General features: G+C 40.1%; 16 protein-coding genes and 1 other annotated feature (1 of these 17 running past the window's edge). Of the genes, 12 read left to right on the top strand and 4 right to left on the bottom strand.

Annotated features, from left to right (window positions below; all coding sequences use genetic code 11):
* Positions 1-48: 48 nt before the first annotated feature.
* From BW721_RS07985 to BW721_RS07970, 4 genes are all read right to left on the bottom strand, one after another.
* On the bottom strand, positions 49-264 hold the full coding sequence (locus tag BW721_RS07985; RefSeq protein ID WP_198031334.1) for a hypothetical protein: 216 nt from the start codon (positions 262-264) through the stop codon (positions 49-51).
* A gap of 24 nt (positions 265-288) precedes the next feature.
* On the bottom strand, positions 289-2,004 hold the full coding sequence (locus BW721_RS07980) for an ABC transporter ATP-binding protein (protein ID WP_076767696.1): 1,716 nt from the start codon (positions 2,002-2,004) through the stop codon (positions 289-291).
* Between the two features lie 307 nt (positions 2,005-2,311).
* Entirely contained in the window at positions 2,312-3,367 is a 1,056-nt protein-coding gene (locus BW721_RS07975) for a P-II family nitrogen regulator (protein WP_076767694.1), read from the bottom strand.
* The gene (locus BW721_RS07970; RefSeq protein WP_076767692.1) at positions 3,360-4,862 is read right to left on the bottom strand and encodes a DUF1538 domain-containing protein; all 1,503 of its coding nucleotides are present in this window, start codon (positions 4,860-4,862) and stop codon (positions 3,360-3,362) included. The genes BW721_RS07975 and BW721_RS07970 overlap by 8 nt, the downstream gene beginning before the upstream one ends.
* Positions 4,863-5,105: 243 nt before the next feature.
* Here BW721_RS07970 and BW721_RS07965 point away from each other — a divergent pair, with 243 nt between their 5' ends.
* The 12 genes from BW721_RS07965 to serS all read left to right on the top strand — a co-directional run.
* Complete coding sequence (locus BW721_RS07965) at positions 5,106-5,561, top strand: immunoglobulin-like domain-containing protein (RefSeq protein ID WP_076767690.1); 456 nt, start codon at positions 5,106-5,108, stop codon at positions 5,559-5,561.
* Between the two features lie 11 nt (positions 5,562-5,572).
* Entirely contained in the window at positions 5,573-6,289 is a 717-nt protein-coding gene (gene rsmG, locus BW721_RS07960; protein ID WP_076767688.1) for a 16S rRNA (guanine(527)-N(7))-methyltransferase RsmG, read from the top strand.
* Between the two features lie 209 nt (positions 6,290-6,498).
* Entirely contained in the window at positions 6,499-7,263 is a 765-nt protein-coding gene (locus BW721_RS07955; protein WP_076767686.1) for a ParA family protein, read from the top strand.
* Positions 7,253-8,143: a ParB/RepB/Spo0J family partition protein gene (locus BW721_RS07950; protein ID WP_076767684.1), complete on the top strand. Its 891-nt coding sequence runs from the start codon at positions 7,253-7,255 to the stop codon at positions 8,141-8,143. Before BW721_RS07955 ends, BW721_RS07950 begins: the two co-directional genes overlap by 11 nt.
* Before the next feature lie 18 nt (positions 8,144-8,161).
* Complete coding sequence (locus BW721_RS07945; RefSeq protein ID WP_076767683.1) at positions 8,162-8,368, top strand: DUF951 domain-containing protein; 207 nt, start codon at positions 8,162-8,164, stop codon at positions 8,366-8,368.
* 33 nt (positions 8,369-8,401) lie between these two features.
* Positions 8,402-9,502: a redox-regulated ATPase YchF gene (gene ychF, locus BW721_RS07940; RefSeq protein WP_076767681.1), complete on the top strand. Its 1,101-nt coding sequence runs from the start codon at positions 8,402-8,404 to the stop codon at positions 9,500-9,502.
* A 25-nt stretch (positions 9,503-9,527) separates the two neighbouring features.
* Positions 9,528-10,220 carry a DUF1129 domain-containing protein gene (locus BW721_RS07935; RefSeq protein WP_076767679.1) on the top strand — a complete coding sequence of 231 codons (693 nt, stop codon included), beginning with the start codon at positions 9,528-9,530 and terminating at the stop codon, positions 10,218-10,220.
* 235 nt (positions 10,221-10,455) lie between these two features.
* A complete protein-coding gene (gene guaB, locus BW721_RS07930; protein ID WP_076767677.1) occupies positions 10,456-11,940 on the top strand; it encodes an IMP dehydrogenase in 1,485 nt (494 codons plus the stop codon).
* Positions 11,941-12,428: 488 nt separating this feature from the next.
* Positions 12,429-13,121, top strand: coding sequence for a response regulator transcription factor (locus tag BW721_RS07925; RefSeq protein WP_076767675.1), 693 nt, complete (start codon positions 12,429-12,431; stop codon positions 13,119-13,121).
* Positions 13,122-13,198: 77 nt separating this feature from the next.
* Entirely contained in the window at positions 13,199-14,269 is a 1,071-nt protein-coding gene (locus BW721_RS07920) for a sensor histidine kinase (RefSeq protein ID WP_083686916.1), read from the top strand.
* A 173-nt stretch (positions 14,270-14,442) separates the two neighbouring features.
* The gene (locus BW721_RS07915; protein WP_076767671.1) at positions 14,443-15,783 is read left to right on the top strand and encodes a serine hydrolase; all 1,341 of its coding nucleotides are present in this window, start codon (positions 14,443-14,445) and stop codon (positions 15,781-15,783) included.
* Positions 15,784-15,830: 47 nt separating this feature from the next.
* Positions 15,831-16,058: a binding site (T-box leader), on the top strand.
* Between the two features lie 46 nt (positions 16,059-16,104).
* On the top strand, positions 16,105-17,173 hold the 5' portion of the coding sequence (serS, locus tag BW721_RS07910) for a serine--tRNA ligase (RefSeq protein ID WP_076767669.1). It continues 233 nt past the right edge of the window; only the first 1,069 of its 1,302 coding nucleotides appear in the window; it begins with the start codon at positions 16,105-16,107; its stop codon lies beyond the right edge, outside the window.

The raw sequence follows: 17,173 nt of genomic DNA, 5'->3' as shown, positions 1-17,173 counted from the left end.
AAAATGCCTGCAAAAAAAGGCTAGAAGATGAACTTCTAGCCTTTTCTCTTAATCATTCGTTGTGATACGGAATTCCTTATCACCTAAAACAATCACATTGACATTCCAACGTGGATGAAAAACAAGTTGGTTATCAACGACTTCTAAGGTGAGGTGAATCTCATCATCTCCTGCGGATAGAAAAGCAATTCTTTTTTCTTCTAAATCGCTATAAATTCTGAAATGATCTGGATAGTAAAAGGTCCAATCGAAAAAGGTTATCATTAGGTTTCCTCCTTATGGCAATCATTAATCTAAAAACTGTGCTTCGTACAAGCGGCGGTAAGTGCCGTTAATGGCCATCAGTTCATCGTGAGTTCCTTGTTCAGAAATCCCTGTTTCATCAACCACCACAATACGTGTTGCATGTTTAATGGTTGCTAAACGGTGGGCAATAATTAAGGTTGTTCGACCTACTGCCAAGGAATCAAGTGATTCTTGAATGACTTGTTCTGTTTCGGTATCAAGTGCAGAGGTTGCTTCATCTAAAATTAAGATAGGTGGATTCTTTAAGAACATACGTGCAATAGAAAGACGTTGTTTTTGACCGCCTGACAGTTTTACACCCCGTTCACCAATCACCGTATCTAATCCCTCTGGCATAGCAGCGATCACATGGTCAAGGTTGGCTAATTGAGCCGCGCGTTTAATCTCGTCTTCGCTAGCATCCAGTTTTCCATAAGCAATATTTTCTCGAATGGTTCCTGGGAAGAGGTAAACATCTTGTTGAACGACACCAATCTCATTCCGCAGCGACGCCATCGTCACATCTTGAATATTATAGCCGTCAACCGTAATCTGGCCTTCCTTAATGTCATAAAATCGTGGCAGCAAATTACATAGGGTTGTTTTACCAGCCCCACTTGGACCGACAAAGGCAACCGTCTCGCCTGCTTTAATCGTCAGGCTAATATTATCCAATACTTTTTCTGATTCGTCGTACCAAAAAGAGACATTCTCATAGGAAATATTCCCGTTTAAGCCGTCAACGCTTATAGCATCTGCCTTATCAGTAATCAGCGACGGACGGTCCATCTCCTCAGCGAAGCGACGGAACCCAGCAATTCCTTTAGGATAAAGTTCAATCATATTATTAACCTTTTCAATCGGACGAACAAAAATATTGGATAGTAAAATAAATCCAACAAAGTCACCGTAACTTAGCTCACCTTGAATGGTGTAGTAAGAACCAAAGAAAAGGGCAAACAAGTTAATTAAACGAATAATCAAATAGTTATAAGACGAGCTCAAGCCCATCATTTTATAGAAGTGCAGTTTTGATTTGCGATAAGCTTGGTTTAAAAACTTAAAGCGTTCCGCTTCGTGATCTTCATTAGCAAAAGCTTGAACAACGCGAATACCGCTGACCGAAGCCTCAATGCCAGCATTGAATTCGCCTAAGTCTTCATAAATGCGTGTGTTTACTTTCGTCATTTTGCGGTTGAAGTAAGACACTGCGAACATGATGAGTGGAATCAAGCAGACTGTCGCAATCGCCAATTTAGTATGGACTTGCAACATCAGTAAGAAGGCACCCAACAAGGTAATAATCGTAATGAAAATATCTTCAGGTCCGTGATGGGCCACTTCTGAAATTTCAAACAAATCGGTGGTGAGACGTGTCATCAACTTACCGGTTTTGTTGTTGTCATAGTAGCTAAAGCTTTGCTTTTGCATATGACTGAACAGTTCTTGACGCATATCGGTTTCGATATTAACGCCTAGCTTGTGTCCAAAGTATGTAACGATGTATTGCATAGCCGTGTTGATGACATAGAGTAATAACAAGGCTAAAGATGCGATAATAACGAGACTCCATTTGCCTGATGGTAGAATAGAATCAATCACATTGTTGACCGCAACAGGAAAGGCCAACTCTAAGATGGCTGCAATAACAGCACATGTAAAATCAAGGATAAACAATGATTTATAAGGGCGATAATAGGAGAAAAATCGTTTAAGCATAGGAACCTCCTTTTTAATTAGTGACATCACTTAAACATACTTATTATTATGGCATAGAAAAAAAGAGCGGGCAACCGAGACACAACAAAAAGACAGAAGTGATATGCTCCCCCTTAAGTAGTTTTACTTTTTCAAGTGTCTACTTTAGGGGGAGCATATCAATTTTGGGCTCAGTCGACATAAAAAAAAAATCATGTCGAGTAGGCCTCTATTTTCCGCCTCACTCGACATGATTCACCTTATTGAGCAATAAAAAACTTGGGATGGCAGCTTTTTTATCTAGCTGGCGCCCCAAGTAATCTTATTTTTATTTATTTAACAAACCAACTGGCTCATGAATAGGGAAGACGAAAACAACACCTTGACCGGGATCATCCAAACGGAATTTCTCGTTGATTTCTTTACAAATACCATACGTTGCGTCACGTTTTGTAATCACAATGACCACTTCACGTTCCGGTTCAATATCAGCAATCATCAAGCTATGGTCACGAACATGGGCACCTCTTGCAGAAAGAATGGTTGCACCTTGTGAGCCACCTTTTTCAGCAGCTCGTACGACATCACCGTCATAACCTTCTGGCACAATAGTCCAAATCGCATCGTAATGCGCTTCTTCATGTTCCCAGTCAGCTAGTCGTTCTTTAATATCATGTTCGCTATCTTCGTAGCCTTCTTTTTTCTTCAGGCCTCTGACTTGATCGATGGCAAAGGTAAAGAAGATACCGGAATTTTTATCCGTTAAGTTCAATTTTTCAACCAATCGATTTTTCATGTCGTTGGCCTTATTTACTGGAATAAGCATTAAAACTAGTTCCTTTTCCGGTTCAATCGCAAAGTTAAAAATTTTAACCGATTCACGAGCAGAGCCGTGAGCTGGCAGAATCGTTCCACCTAGGAAACTATCACGGTTGCAAACATCCAAGACGTCGCTAGCTAGTCCCTTATCAACAATCGTACACATCCCAATTAAATCGGTGTGAAGGTTGGTGTCGGGAACGCTATTTTCTGGCGCTTTGTGAGTAATACCAAGTACGTGCGATAACTTGACTGTAAAGAGAATCCCTTGACTCGGTTTCTCGAAATGGAATTTCTCCGTTAACTTTGCCATCATTTCATCGACTTGAACAGTCGGAATGATAAAGATAATCACTTCGCGGTTGATGTCACTAATTTCTAGCATTTGTAAAATGGCACTTGTTGCCGTTCCTTTACCGCGGAAACTAGTATAGCGTTTAATCCCAATTCGCTTGGCATATTGGGTAATTTTTTCAGCTTTGTTTTGATTAACGATGACAGTTAATAGCGTGTAGTTCTGGTCTAATTCAGAAAGATTCGTTTGTGACAGCATTTCTTTATTCATAAACCTCACCCTCCGTTTTTTGATGATCATTTTTGGTGCGTAGTCGATAAATCCAACCTAGCAATTGTACCGTAATAATCGGCGTAATAGCAACTAGAGCAATCACACCAAAGCCATCGGTTAAGACATTCGCCATTGGGTAAGATTCAGCAATACCTTGCGTATAAGGAAGGATGAAGGTAGCCGTCATCGTACCTGCAGCAACACCGCCGGAATCATAAGCAATCCCAACGAAAATATCGGGAACGAAATAAGAAAGAACGATGGCAATAATCATACCTGGTAATAGGATATGCCAAAGTTGCAAGGCTGGCACCATAATCCGTAAAATAGACAAGCCAACTGCTGCACCAACACCAATACAGAGACTGATCATGACCGTACGTGATTTAATCGCACCGGTTGTTTCACGTTCGATTTGTTTGTTCAAAATGTAAACAGACGGCTCGGCCGGAATAGTGAGAATACCGAAGACGGCACCCACTAAAATAACGAAGAAAGCAGAGTGGTTTTCAGCCAGTAAAAAGCCTAAACGACGGCTGGCATCCATGAAGCCGGCATTTACCCCAGTTAAGAATAAAATTAAGCCGACAACAGTATAAAACAAACCAACGGCAATACGTTGTAGCTCACGTTTTTTCTTTTTCAAACTAATCGCATTGACAATTAAAAACAAAGCAAGAACGGGTAAAAGAGACAGTAACGATTCCATAGCAGTCGATGGAATCATTTGAGTAAAGGCACTGATAACTGACCCAGAGGCCACCTCATCTAGCGGCAGAGCGCCGGTTAGTTCACCTTTTCCACCAATAATCCCCATTAATAAAACACCCACGATTGCACCAGAAGACGCAATCCCTAATAGACCGAAGCTATCCGAATCCTCTTGGCTACCACTACGGGTAATAGCAGAAGCTCCGGCTGCCATCGCAAGCATAAAGGGAACCGTTACCGAACCAGTTGTTGATCCGGAAGCATCAAAGGCAATCGCTAAGAAATCCCCGCTTGAAAATAGGGCTAAAATAAAAATAAGTCCGTAAATGATGGTCATGAAGCGGTTCAAGGGGATGCGTTTTAAAATACGATACATACCCAGAGCGATTAACAGACCAATCCCTAAGGACACGACAATCACAAGTAGCATTTGTGGAATTAAATGATTCGTTACAACACTGACTTGCTTAGCTAAAATATGAAGATCGGGTTCAGCGACTGAAATAATAAAACCAAAAAGGAAGCTGCCGAGAACAACTATTTTCATCTTATTGGTTTGAATGAGAGAGTGACTCATATCTTCGCCAATCGGACTAATACTGATATCAACGCCGAGCAAGAAAAGTGGCATACCAATTAAAATTAATGCAGAACCGAGCAAGAAACGGCCAAGAATGACGCCTTCTAGCGGTGTGACAAAAAAGTGTAATAAGAGAACAGTCCCCACAATTGGGAGAACGCCAATGGCTATTTCTCTAAATTTTTCTGTTAGTGCGTTCAATACACAAAACTCCTTTCGAAAGATAATAAATGAACACTCTTTTTGAGTATATCTTGATTTCTACTATAGAATTATAACAAAAATACGGAACGATGTCTAATAATTGAATATAAATATAGTTATGAAAACACTCGATTTTTACTTTTAAAATGATTAGTGTTAAATAGGAGGGTCCATTTACCATAACATTCATGTATAATAGAAAGGAAAAAGTCAGCTACTCTAAAAAGGACGTGAACAGAAATGATTCTTCAAAAGAAAAATGCGTTTATCCTTACGGTTTTATTGTTGCTTGCTTTCCTGTCTGCTTGTCAAAAAACGGTAGATTTAGAACCATCAGCCTATCAAGATTCAGACTTAAATCAATTGGATGGTGTGACTATGCTAGTGACACCGACTGAATATCCTGTAACAACCGAATCAATCGCACTAACCATCAAAAATGAATCCAATGAAGAACACTCTTACGGGGTTGAGTTTAAACTGGAAAAAGAAATAGCGGGTGAGTGGTATGAGGTGCCTTTTGAAGGAGAAGTATCTTGGATTATGATTGCTTATATTTTGGAAGCAAACAGTGAAAACAATGAAACGATTAGCTTTGACTTATTAGATAAGAATACGCTGAATGAAGGAAACTACCGCCTTATTAAACAAATTAGCGGGCAAGCCGTTTCAGCAACATTGACATTAACAGAATGAGGGAATAATAAATGAATCCAGAACAATTTAAAGACGCACTTGCAGAAGCGGGCGTTAACTTAAACGACCAGCAAATGGCACAATATCAACGTTATTATGAATTGCTTGTTGAGTGGAATGAAAAAATTAATTTAACAGCAATTACAGAGAAAGAAGAAGTTTATTTAAAACACTTCTATGATTCTGTCACATTAGGGTTACATGTTGAGGCCTTTCAAACACCGATTTCCTTATGTGATGTGGGAGCTGGTGCAGGTTTCCCAAGTATTCCATTAAAAATTGCTTTTCCAGAAATAAAAGTAACGATTGTTGATTCATTAAATAAACGAATCCAATTTTTACAACTGCTAATTGATGAATTAGGCTTAAGTGGTGTCTCTTGCTTCCATGACCGTGCTGAAACATTTGGTCAAAATCCAAGATTTAGAGCACAGTATGACTTTGTAACAGCTCGCGCTGTTGCGAGAATGAGTGTGTTGAGTGAGCTGTGCTTGCCATTAGTTAAAAAAGGCGGCTACTTTGTAGCGATGAAGGCAGCAAGTTCACAAGCTGAATTGGATGATGCAAAAAAAGCGATCGCAACACTAGGTGGTAAAATTGAAGAGGATTACGCCTTTGACTTGCCATTAGATGCTGGTGAACGCCACATCGTTATGATTAACAAAACAAAAGAAACACCTAAAAAGTACCCAAGAAAACCAGGAACACCAAATAAGAGCCCACTATAAGCCAATAAAGCAAGCGAAAGGGTATTTTTTTAACAAGCTTTTTGGTACAATAAGTTGGTATATGAGGACGAGCTTCCTATTAAGTATTTTAGAAACTATACATGAGCGATAAATGATGCAGTCATTTTGAAGAATGCGTAAGAGAAAAGATGCTCATTAACATTTTTTCTCTTTTTTTATTTTGACTAAGAAGAACTGGAGGAAAGTAAATGGCACGGATCATTGCAGTTGCAAACCAAAAAGGTGGTGTTGGTAAAACAACCACTACTGTCAACCTAGCAGCAGCATTAGCATACTCAGGAAAAAAAGTATTGCTGATTGACAGTGATGCACAGGGGAATGCAACAAGTGGATTAGGAATTTCAAAAGCAGATGTAGACAAGGATATTTATGATGTTTTGGTTAACCAGATTTCAATCGCAGATGCCGTTCAACCTTCTTCACGTGAGAATTTATGGGTAGTGCCAGCAACGATTCAGTTGGCAGGAGCGGAGATTGAATTAACTAATCAACCCCATCGAGAAGCAAGATTGAGTAAGGCATTGGCAGATTTAAAAGATGACTATGATTATGTCTTCATTGATTGTCCGCCATCATTAGGTCACTTGACCATTAATGCCTTTACAGCAAGTGATGCTGTCTTAATTCCTGTTCAATGTGAATACTATGCCCTTGAAGGATTGAGTCAGTTACTGAATACCTTCCGTTTAGTGCAAAAGCACTTTAACAAAGATTTGAAAATTGAAGGTGTGTTACTAACAATGTTGGATGCCCGCACAAATTTAGGGTTTGAAGTCGTTGAAGAAGTGAAGAAGTATTTCAAAGAGAAAGTTTATAAGACCATTATTCCACGTAATGTTCGTCTCTCTGAAGCACCAAGTTATGGTCAGTCTATTATCGACTATGATATTCGTTCAAAAGGAGCGGAAGTTTACCTAGAACTAGCAAAGGAAGTGTTAGCAGATGGCGAATAAAAATAGCAAAGGCTTGGGCCGCGGCATTGACGCACTATTCAGTAGTTTTGAAGATATTGAACAAATTGACGAGAAAACAGAACAGGTTCAAGAAATTAGCTTAGATGACATTCGCCCCAACCCTTACCAACCGCGTAAAACTTTTGACGAAGAGGCTCTAAAAGAGTTAGCCGATTCGATCCAATTAAATGGTGTCTTTCAACCGATTATTTTGCGTCAATCAAGCGTAAAAGGGTATGAAATCATTGTCGGTGAGCGCCGTGTTCGTGCGTCTCGCTTAGCAGGGAAAGAAAGTATACCAGCCATTATCCGTGAGTTTGACGAGCAAGCAATGATTGAGATTGCAGTGATTGAGAACTTACAACGTGAAGATCTATCACCCTTAGAAGAGGCCGAAGCTTACCAAATGATGAGTGATAAATTGAAACTAACACAAGCTCAAGTTGCAGAACGTGTTGGCAAGAGTCGTCCATACATTGCAAACTACTTACGCTTGTTAACTTTGCCCGAAGACGTAAAGGTGTTGCTTCGAAATGGCGATTTAACAATGGGACAAGCGCGAACCTTGTTAGGATTAAAAGACCAAAAACAGATGAGTGAACTGGCTAAACGAGTTGTTCAAGACGGTATTACTGTTCGTCAATTGGAACTACTGGTGCAACAGATGACAGAGCCAACTGAGACGAAAGAAAAGAAACAACGTCAAAAGATTGCAAAACCATCTTATATTTTGGAGAGTGAAGAGCGTTTGATGGATCGTTTTGGGACATCCGTCCAGATTACGCCAAAAGGTGAACAAGGAAAGATTGAAATTGAATACTTATCACCAAACGATCTCGATCGTATTTTAGAATTATTAAATGTTGATTTTGATGATTAGAAAGGGGTGTTTCAGCAAATGAATCACAAAGAGTATGACCTTCATGATGTTGTTGAGATGAAAAAGCCGCATCCCTGCCAGAGTAACTCATGGAAAATCATTCGGATGGGGATGGATATCCGCATCAAATGTCATAAATGCGGTCAAATGGTTTTGATGCCACGCCGTGATTTTGAGAAAAAAATGAAAAAAGTACTAATTAAAGCTGCCGTTGCTGAATCGTAACAAAAAGCTTAATAATAGAAAGAGTGGGAACGTATGTCATTAACAGCTGGAATTGTAGGGCTACCAAACGTTGGTAAGTCTACTTTATTCAATGCAATTACAAAAGCAGGAGTCGAAGCCGCGAACTATCCGTTTGCGACCATTGATCCAAACGTCGGTGTGGTTGAAGTACCTGACAGCCGTCTAAATAAATTAACAGAATTAGTTAAACCAAAGAAAACTGTACCAACAACATTTGAATTTACCGATATTGCCGGAATTGTAAAAGGTGCCAGCAAGGGTGAAGGATTGGGAAATAAATTCCTCGCAAACATCCGCCAAGTGGATGCTATTTGTCATGTGGTGCGTTGTTTTGAAGATGAGAACATTACTCACGTTAGTGGTAAAGTAAGTCCGTTAGATGATATTGAAGTGATCAACTTAGAATTGATTCTTGCTGACCTGGAGTCAGTTGACAAGCGCCATACACGCGTAAGTAAAATTGCCCGCACGAAAGACAAAGAAGCGTTACAAGAATTAGCCGTTCTTGATAAAATGAAGACCGCCTTGGAAGCTGGAAAACCAGCCCGTACGGTTGAAGTAACGCCTGAAGAGGAAGTCATTGTTAAAGGCTTGTTCCTATTAACAACGAAACCTGTTCTTTATGTAGCTAACATTTCTGAAGAAGATGTGATGGCTGGCGAAGACAACGACATGGTAAAAGAGGTTCGTGAATTTGCAGCGTCTGAAGGGGCAGAGGTTGTTACCGTAAGTGCCCGTATTGAAGAAGAAGTAGCTGATTTAGATGATGAAGAAAAAGCTGAATTCTTAGCAGAAATGGGAATTGAAGAGTCTGGTTTAGACCAATTGATTCAAAAGGCATACACGCTATTAGGACTAGGAACTTACTTTACTGCTGGCGAACAAGAAGTGCGTGCTTGGACATTCACATTGGGTATGAAAGCACCGCAAGCAGCAGGTATTATCCACTCTGACTTTGAACGTGGTTTTATCCGTGCAGAAACAGTGTCGTACGATGATTTAGTATCTTACGGAAATATGTCAGCTGCAAAAGAAGCGGGACGCGTTCGCCAAGAAGGAAAAGACTATATCGTTGCTGATGGCGATGTTATGCTTTTCCGCTTTAACGTATAAGAGATCATCCTAGGAGGACTGCAAAGTGGCAGAAACGAATACGCAACAAACCAAAGAAGAACTACAAGCAGCAAACACGGCATTGTGGGAACAGTTAACAAAACGTAACGAACAATATATGCTTGGTTTAGACAAAGTGTTAACAGCAGCGAATTACGATGATGATAAACGTGCGACGCTCTACAATCAAATGATGACAGAATTAGCAGAAAATCAAAAAACAGGTGTGACAGCACGCCAATTATACGGAACAGTTTCTGAATGCGCAGAACGTATTCTTCAACAACCGGAAAAAGCACCTGGACGCTCGTCAGACTTCTTAATTGCTATGGATGGTGGTTTATTATTAGGCTCTATGTTTGCCTTAATATCAGGTATTAGCTTGTTTACAGCAGATGGAGCAGATGCACAAAAAGGGATGGGGATTATCAGCTTGCTGATTAACTTTATCATTGGTGGTTTAGCGATGTTAATCATTTCTAAATTTACGCCGAACCCTGATGCACCAAAGGGTAAACGTGGCTATGGTAAGTATATTCTTGCAACAACAGGGGCAATGTTAATATGGATGTTAGCCATGACCTTAGCAACAGCCTTTATTCCAGTAAGCATTAATCGTGCGTTGCCAGCAGTTGCCTACTTGATCATTGCAGGTGTGGGCTTTGCAGCTAAGATTTACTTTAAGAAAAGACTACGCATCACAGGCGGTATTTTCTAATAAATAAGAAGAAGTTTGGCAGATGCCAAGCTTCTTTTTCTATTTCTCGAAACAAGTGAAACACGAACAAATTATAAAAAACAAGAATGGAAGGCAGCAATATTGGGTCAAAAACCGAACGATAACTTTTTAAAAAATAAAAAATGAGATTTTTCACTTTATTCTTGACTCGGCCTTGAATGGGTGTTAAGTTAGTCATTAAAAAATTGTAGCGAAAAAGGAGAGAGATATTAGGATGTCTAACTGGGAATCAAAATTTGCAAAAGAAGGTTTTACGTTTGATGATGTGCTTTTAGTACCCGCAGAAAGTCACGTGTTGCCAAATGATATTGACGTATCAGTTCAATTAGCTAAAAATATTCTATTAAATGTACCGATTATGAGTGCGAGTATGGATACTGTTACCGAAGCTGAGATGGCAATCGCGATGGCACGTCAAGGTGGATTAGGGGTTATTCATAAAAACATGTCCATTAAAGCGCAAGCTGATGAGGTTCGCAAAGTAAAACGTTCAGAGAGTGGCGTAATTATTGATCCCTTTTTCTTAACACCAGATCATTTAGCATCTGAAGCAGAAGCATTGATGAGTAAATACCGTATTAGCGGTGTACCCGTTGTTAATGATATGGAAGAGCGTGCCTTGGTTGGGATTTTAACGAACCGTGATTTACGCTTTATTGAGGACTACCAAGTACCGATTGGTGAGGTCATGACGAAAGAGCGCTTAGTGACTGCACCTGTAGGTACCTCTCTAAAAGAAGCAGAGCGTATGCTTCAAAAATATAAAATTGAAAAATTACCGCTTGTCGATGAAGAAGGGCGTTTAGCTGGTTTAATCACCATTAAAGACATTGAGCGCGTGATTGAATTCCCTAACTCTGCTAAGGATGAGCATGGTCGTTTAGTAGTAGCTGCGGCAGTTGGTGTGACGAGTGATACCTTTGAACGTGCGCAAGCCTTGTTAGATGCTGGCGCAGATGCAATTGTCATTGATACGGCTCATGGCCATAGTGCTGGTGTACTCCGTAAAATAAAAGAAATCCGTGCTCAATTCCCAGAAGCAACCTTAATTGCTGGGAATGTCGCAACTGCTGAAGGAACACGCGCGCTTTATGATGCCGGTGTTGATGTTGTAAAAGTAGGGATTGGACCTGGTTCAATTTGTACAACACGCGTTGTTGCAGGTGTTGGAGTTCCACAAATTACGGCAATCTATGACGCTGCTGGTGTGGCTCGTGAGTACGGCAAGACTATTATTGCCGATGGTGGGATCAAGTATTCAGGCGACATCGTTAAAGCGATGGCAGCTGGTGGTCATGCCGTTATGTTAGGTAGTATGTTAGCAGGTACAGATGAGTCACCAGGTGAATTCGAAATTTTCCAAGGTCGTCGTTTTAAAACTTACCGCGGAATGGGAAGTCTAGCAGCTATGGAAAAAGGGTCAAGTGACCGTTACTTCCAAGGTGGCGTTAACGAAGCCAAGAAACTTGTACCAGAAGGTATTGAAGGTCGCGTCGCTTACAAAGGTGCTGCCGGCGATATTATTTTCCAATTATTAGGCGGAATCCGTTCAGGAATGGGTTACGTTGGTGCTGGTAACTTAGCAGAGTTACGCGAAAATGCCCAATTTATTCGTATGTCAGGTGCTGGCCTAATCGAGTCTCACCCACATGATGTGCATATTACAAAAGAAGCACCAAACTATTCGATTAATAGATAATCGAGATGAGATGCTGGGATAAAATCCCAGCATCTTTTTTAGTAGACTAGGGGATTATAAGTTCAGCCATCAATGTCTAGCTCCCAAGTCCTGACCTAGTGAAAAAAAGATAAATTTGCCCCATTGCGCGCTTCGCTGCTCGCTAACGCATATCATTCGACTAACCCGCTGAAGCGTGAAGTCTCCTGACAATTCAGGGTCAAATGTCCTATTTTTTCATAGGCCAAGGCGGACTTGTCCGCTTTTCTTAGTCTTGTCTATTTATAGCGCAAAGGTGTTCCAAAAGGCAGCCCCGACATGCGTTAGCCGAACAATACTCGAATGGTCTACGACTACCCTGCGTTTTTTCGGTCCAACGATTCGGAGCTAAACGCCTTTTGTCACACTCTCTATGCTATAATCATTGTATAAAATTGTTATTTTCTTAATTATTCCTTTACTTTCATTTGTTAAAATAAGTAGACAAAAACAGAAAAAGAGGTGTAAGCATGGCAAAGATTTTGATAGTGGATGACGATCATGAAATCGTTGAGCTTTTGAGTATATATAGTAAAAACGAAGGTTACGAAGCAATAAAGGCTTATAACGGTATGGAGGCTTTGCAACTCTTAAAACAAAACTTAGATATCCAATTAATTATTCTTGATGTGATGATGCCTAAAAAAGACGGCATTAGTGTATTAAAAGAACTAAGAGATCAAGATAACCATATTCCCGTTTTAATGCTTAGCGCTAAATCAACCGATATGGATAAAATCCAAGGGCTGACATCAGGAGCAGATGACTATGTTTCCAAACCATTCAATCCTTTGGAAGTTATGGCTCGTATTAAATCATTGTTGCGCCGCTCCTCAATGGCACAACAAGAAAATGAGCAGAGTGTGATTGAAATTGGTCCGCTACTCATTACCAAGGAATCGCATGAAGTAAAGACACTAACAGGCAAGGAAATTCAATTAACGGCTTTAGAATTCGGTATTTTGTATCTATTAGCAAGCAACCCGAATCGCGTATTTAGTGCCGACGAAATATTTGAACGGGTTTGGCTACAAGAAAGTATCGTGTCAGCTAAAACCGTGATGGTCCATGTTAGTCACTTACGCGATAAAATTGAAAAAGCGACAGCCGGCGAGAAAGTGATTCAAACCGTCTGGGGCGTAGGCTATAAGATTTCAGAGTGAGAGAGGCCAATAGTGTGTTGAAAACAAAATTAACGAAGAAAGAATTGGGGGAACTCATCTTTGAAGCGATCGTCACCATGGGGATTATGTACTTTATCTACATGGGGTTGGTCCTTATCTTCAATCGGGTGGTTCAATCTCCCCCACCAGGACTATTAAAGTGGGATACGTTGTGGGAACTAACGTTATTCGTTGACTTGGTCTTAGTCCGTTACCGTCGCTTTATCTTAGTGACAGCGACTATTGTTGCCATGCTATTTACATGGTGGCGGTTGTATCGTCGCTATAAACAAATGCAGCTGCGCCATGTTTTGGATGAATTGCGTTATGTGGCGGCAGGTAATTTTGAGCATCGCATCGAAGCTAATTTATCTGGAAATATGAATGATGTTGTTCATAGTATTAACCGTCTTGTTGAAAGTACGGTTATGGCTATGGAAGAAGAACGAAAAATTGAACAATCTAAAGATGAACTCATTACGAATGTCAGCCATGATATTAGAACACCACTTACATCTATTATTGGCTACTTAGGACTCATCGAAGAAGGACAATACAGCTCTGAAGAAGACTTGAAACGTTATATTCATATTGCTTACACCAAGTCTTTGCAGATGAAGGTACTGGTTGATGATTTATTTGAATATACCAAGGTAAGGCAAACCTCGACTCCTTTGACTGTGCAAACTGTTAAACTCGACCGTTTATTAGAACAGATTGCTGCAGAGTTCGAGTTGGAATCCAGCCGTAAAGAGATGGCTATTGAAGTAGAGATGAAAACCAAAGAGCTACAAATTGAGTTTGATGTTGATAAAATGGCACGCGTGTTTAACAACTTAATTTCAAATGCTTTAAAATATGGAAAAGATGGCAACTTGATTCGGATCGAAGCCGATAAGGTAGGTTCAGAAGCCGTTGTCTCCGTTATTAACAATGGTAAGATGATACCCAAAGAATCACTGGACGAGCTCTTTAATCGCTTTTACCGCGTAGAAGCTTCACGTTCCCAACAAACGGGTGGCACCGGCTTAGGTTTAGCTATTGCTCAGAGTATTGTGTCGCTTCATGGCGGCTATATTTATGCTGAATCCAACGATAAAGAAACTAAGTTTGTGATGCATCTGCCTCTCAAACAAACGAGCTGTTAACTCGCTATGTACGGGTCCACCCGTTAGCGAGTTTTTTTGTTTGAATGCCAAAAAAAGCAGGGAAGTTGTTGTTTTTTTAAGCAATTTCCGATACCATGAGTAAGGATGTTTGAATGAACATAATGGTCAACATATATTTATAGATGCTAATTGAAATGGAGAAGGTTATTGAAATGAAAATGAATCACTTGAAAAAATGGACAATCGGCGCTCTTTCAACAGCTATGGTAGCGAGCAGTGTTTTATTTGCACCTGCAGCTTCTGCAGCAGTAGAGCCTATTACAGTAGATGCGAAAGCAGCTTTCGTTATCGACAATGAAACAAATAAAATTTTATTTAACCAAAACGGTGATGAGTCTTTAGGAATTGCTTCCATGACAAAGATGATGAGTGTTTATTTGGTACTAGAAGCGATTGAAGCAGGACAAATTAATTGGGATACTCAAGTTCCGATTAGTAGCTACGCATTAGGCATTAGCCAAGATTATGAATTATCGAATGTACCGTTTCGAGTTGATTTTACATATACTGTAAAAGACTTATATGAAGCGATGCTAATTTATTCAGCAAACGGTGCGTCAATTGCTATGGCAGAATTGATTGCTGGGTCAGAGGCTGACTTTGTTGATATGATGACAGCTAAACTAGATGAGTGGGGCGTAACAGACTACAGCATCTATAACTCAACTGGCCTTCCAAACGATTATGCTGAGCAATACGGCGAATTGTATCCGGGAGCAGCAACTGATACAGAAAATCATATGACTGCTCGTGGCGTTGCTATAGTAGCAGACCATTTATTAGATGACTACCCAGAAATCATTGAAACATCTTCTATCGTAGAAAAAACCTTTATGGAGGGTTCAGAAGATGAAATCAATATGTTGACTTACAACTATATGCTTCCTGGTATGATTTACTACCGAGAGAACGTAGATGGGCTAAAAACAGGAACAACAGACGATTCAGGAGCCTCATTTACAGGAACAGCTGTTGAGAATGATATGCGTATCATTACTGTTGTAATAGGCGCAACTGACAATGAGACACGTTTTATGGAAACAAGCCGTTTGATGGATTTTGCCTTTGATAACTTTGAAAAAGTAACAGTTATCGAAAATGGCTCAGCTGTGGAGACAGAAGGAACCATTGCTGTTGCTAAAGGTAAGGAAGAAGAGGTTGGCTTGATTTACGGCGATGACTTGACGATTGTCACACCAATTTCCGAAGACCGTCAAATTGATACAGCCTTAACACTAAATAAAGATCTTCTTAATGAAGATGGTATGATTGAAGCGCCTATCGAAAAAGGAACAGTTGTTGGTAAAGTTGCTGTCTCAATTGAGGGCGATGATTTAGGTTACTTGGGCTCACAAAGTGATGAAGTTAGTGTTGCAGTAGCAACAACTGTTGAAAAGGCAAATCCCTTTGCCTTAGCTTGGAGATGGGTTGCTAGCACAACCGCAAAAGGATGGAACGCAGTAACTGACTTTGTAACAGGTTTTTTCAACTAGTTGATTGACCTTTGCTATTCAGTTTAGTAAAATAAAAACAACTTAATAGGAAGCTAGGCATGTGATTAGTAAATATTTGTAATAGGCGTAGAGAATCGGTGGTTGGTGAAAACCGATGTGTTACTTTATTGAATCCACACATGAAGCAAACAATGAAAACAATAACCATTGACTAAATTGTTTCGGGTCTACCCGTTATCGTCTGAAAGTGCAGCTGTGCTAGGTACAGCTGAACTTGGGTGGTACCGCGAACTTACAGCCATTTCGTCCCAATTGATAGGGATGGAGTGGCTTTTTTTATACAAAAAAGGGGGAAAAGAAATGTTAGATATGAAGAAATTAAGAGATGACTACGCTAGTATCAGCCGTAAATTAGCGGAACGTGGGGTAGATGAATCATTATTAAAGGAGTTTACAATCCTCGATGAGCAACGTCGCCACAAAATTGTCGAAACAGAAAATCTAAAGCAACGTCGTAATGCTGTATCTCAAGAGATTGCTACTTTAAAACGTAACAAAGAAAATGCTGATAATGAAATCGCAGAAATGAAAACAGTAGGAGACCAAATCAAGCAATTGGATGCTGATCTAGCAGAGATTGAAGAAAAAACGAGCTATATCGCAAATCGCTTACCTAATATTGCTAACGAGTCAGTACCCGTTGGTGAAGATGAAGACCAAAACGTTGAAGTAAGAGTATGGGGAACAGCACGTGAGTTTGACTTTGAACCAAAAGCTCACTACGACATTGCAGAAAACTTAGGTATTCTTGACTTTGAACGTGCAGCTAAAGTAACAGGATCTCGTTTTGTCTTCTATAAAGGATTAGGTGCTCGCCTAGAACGTGCGTGCTACAATTATATGTTAGACCTACATACAGGTGAGCATGGTTATACAGAAATGATTCCACCATATCTGGTAAATGAGAAATCAATGTTCGGAACGGGACAATTCCCTAAATTTAAAGAAGATGTCTTCCCAGTTGTTGACGACCGTAACTTCTCAATGATTCCTACAGCAGAAGTACCGCTAACCAACTACTACCGTGATGAAATCTTATCTGAAGATGATTTGCCTGTTTACTTTACAGCGATGAGTCCATCATTCCGTTCAGAAGCGGGAAGTGCAGGACGTGATACGAGAGGATTAATTCGTATGCACCAGTTCCACAAAGTTGAATTGGTGAAATTTAGTAAACCAGAAACATCATACGATGAATTAGAAAAAATGACTAATAATGCAGAATCTGTTTTAAGAAACTTAAACTTACCACACCGCACAATCGTTTTATGTACGGGTGATATGGGATTCTCTGCAGCTAAAACATATGACGTTGAAGTATGGGTGCCAGCGCAAGACACGTACCGTGAAATCAGCTCTTGTTCAAATA

This window comes from Jeotgalibaca sp. PTS2502 (assembly GCF_001975685.1).
In the GTDB taxonomy this organism is placed as follows: domain Bacteria; phylum Bacillota; class Bacilli; order Lactobacillales; family Aerococcaceae; genus Jeotgalibaca; species Jeotgalibaca arthritidis.
This window is presented reverse-complemented; position numbering and strand designations above follow the sequence as displayed.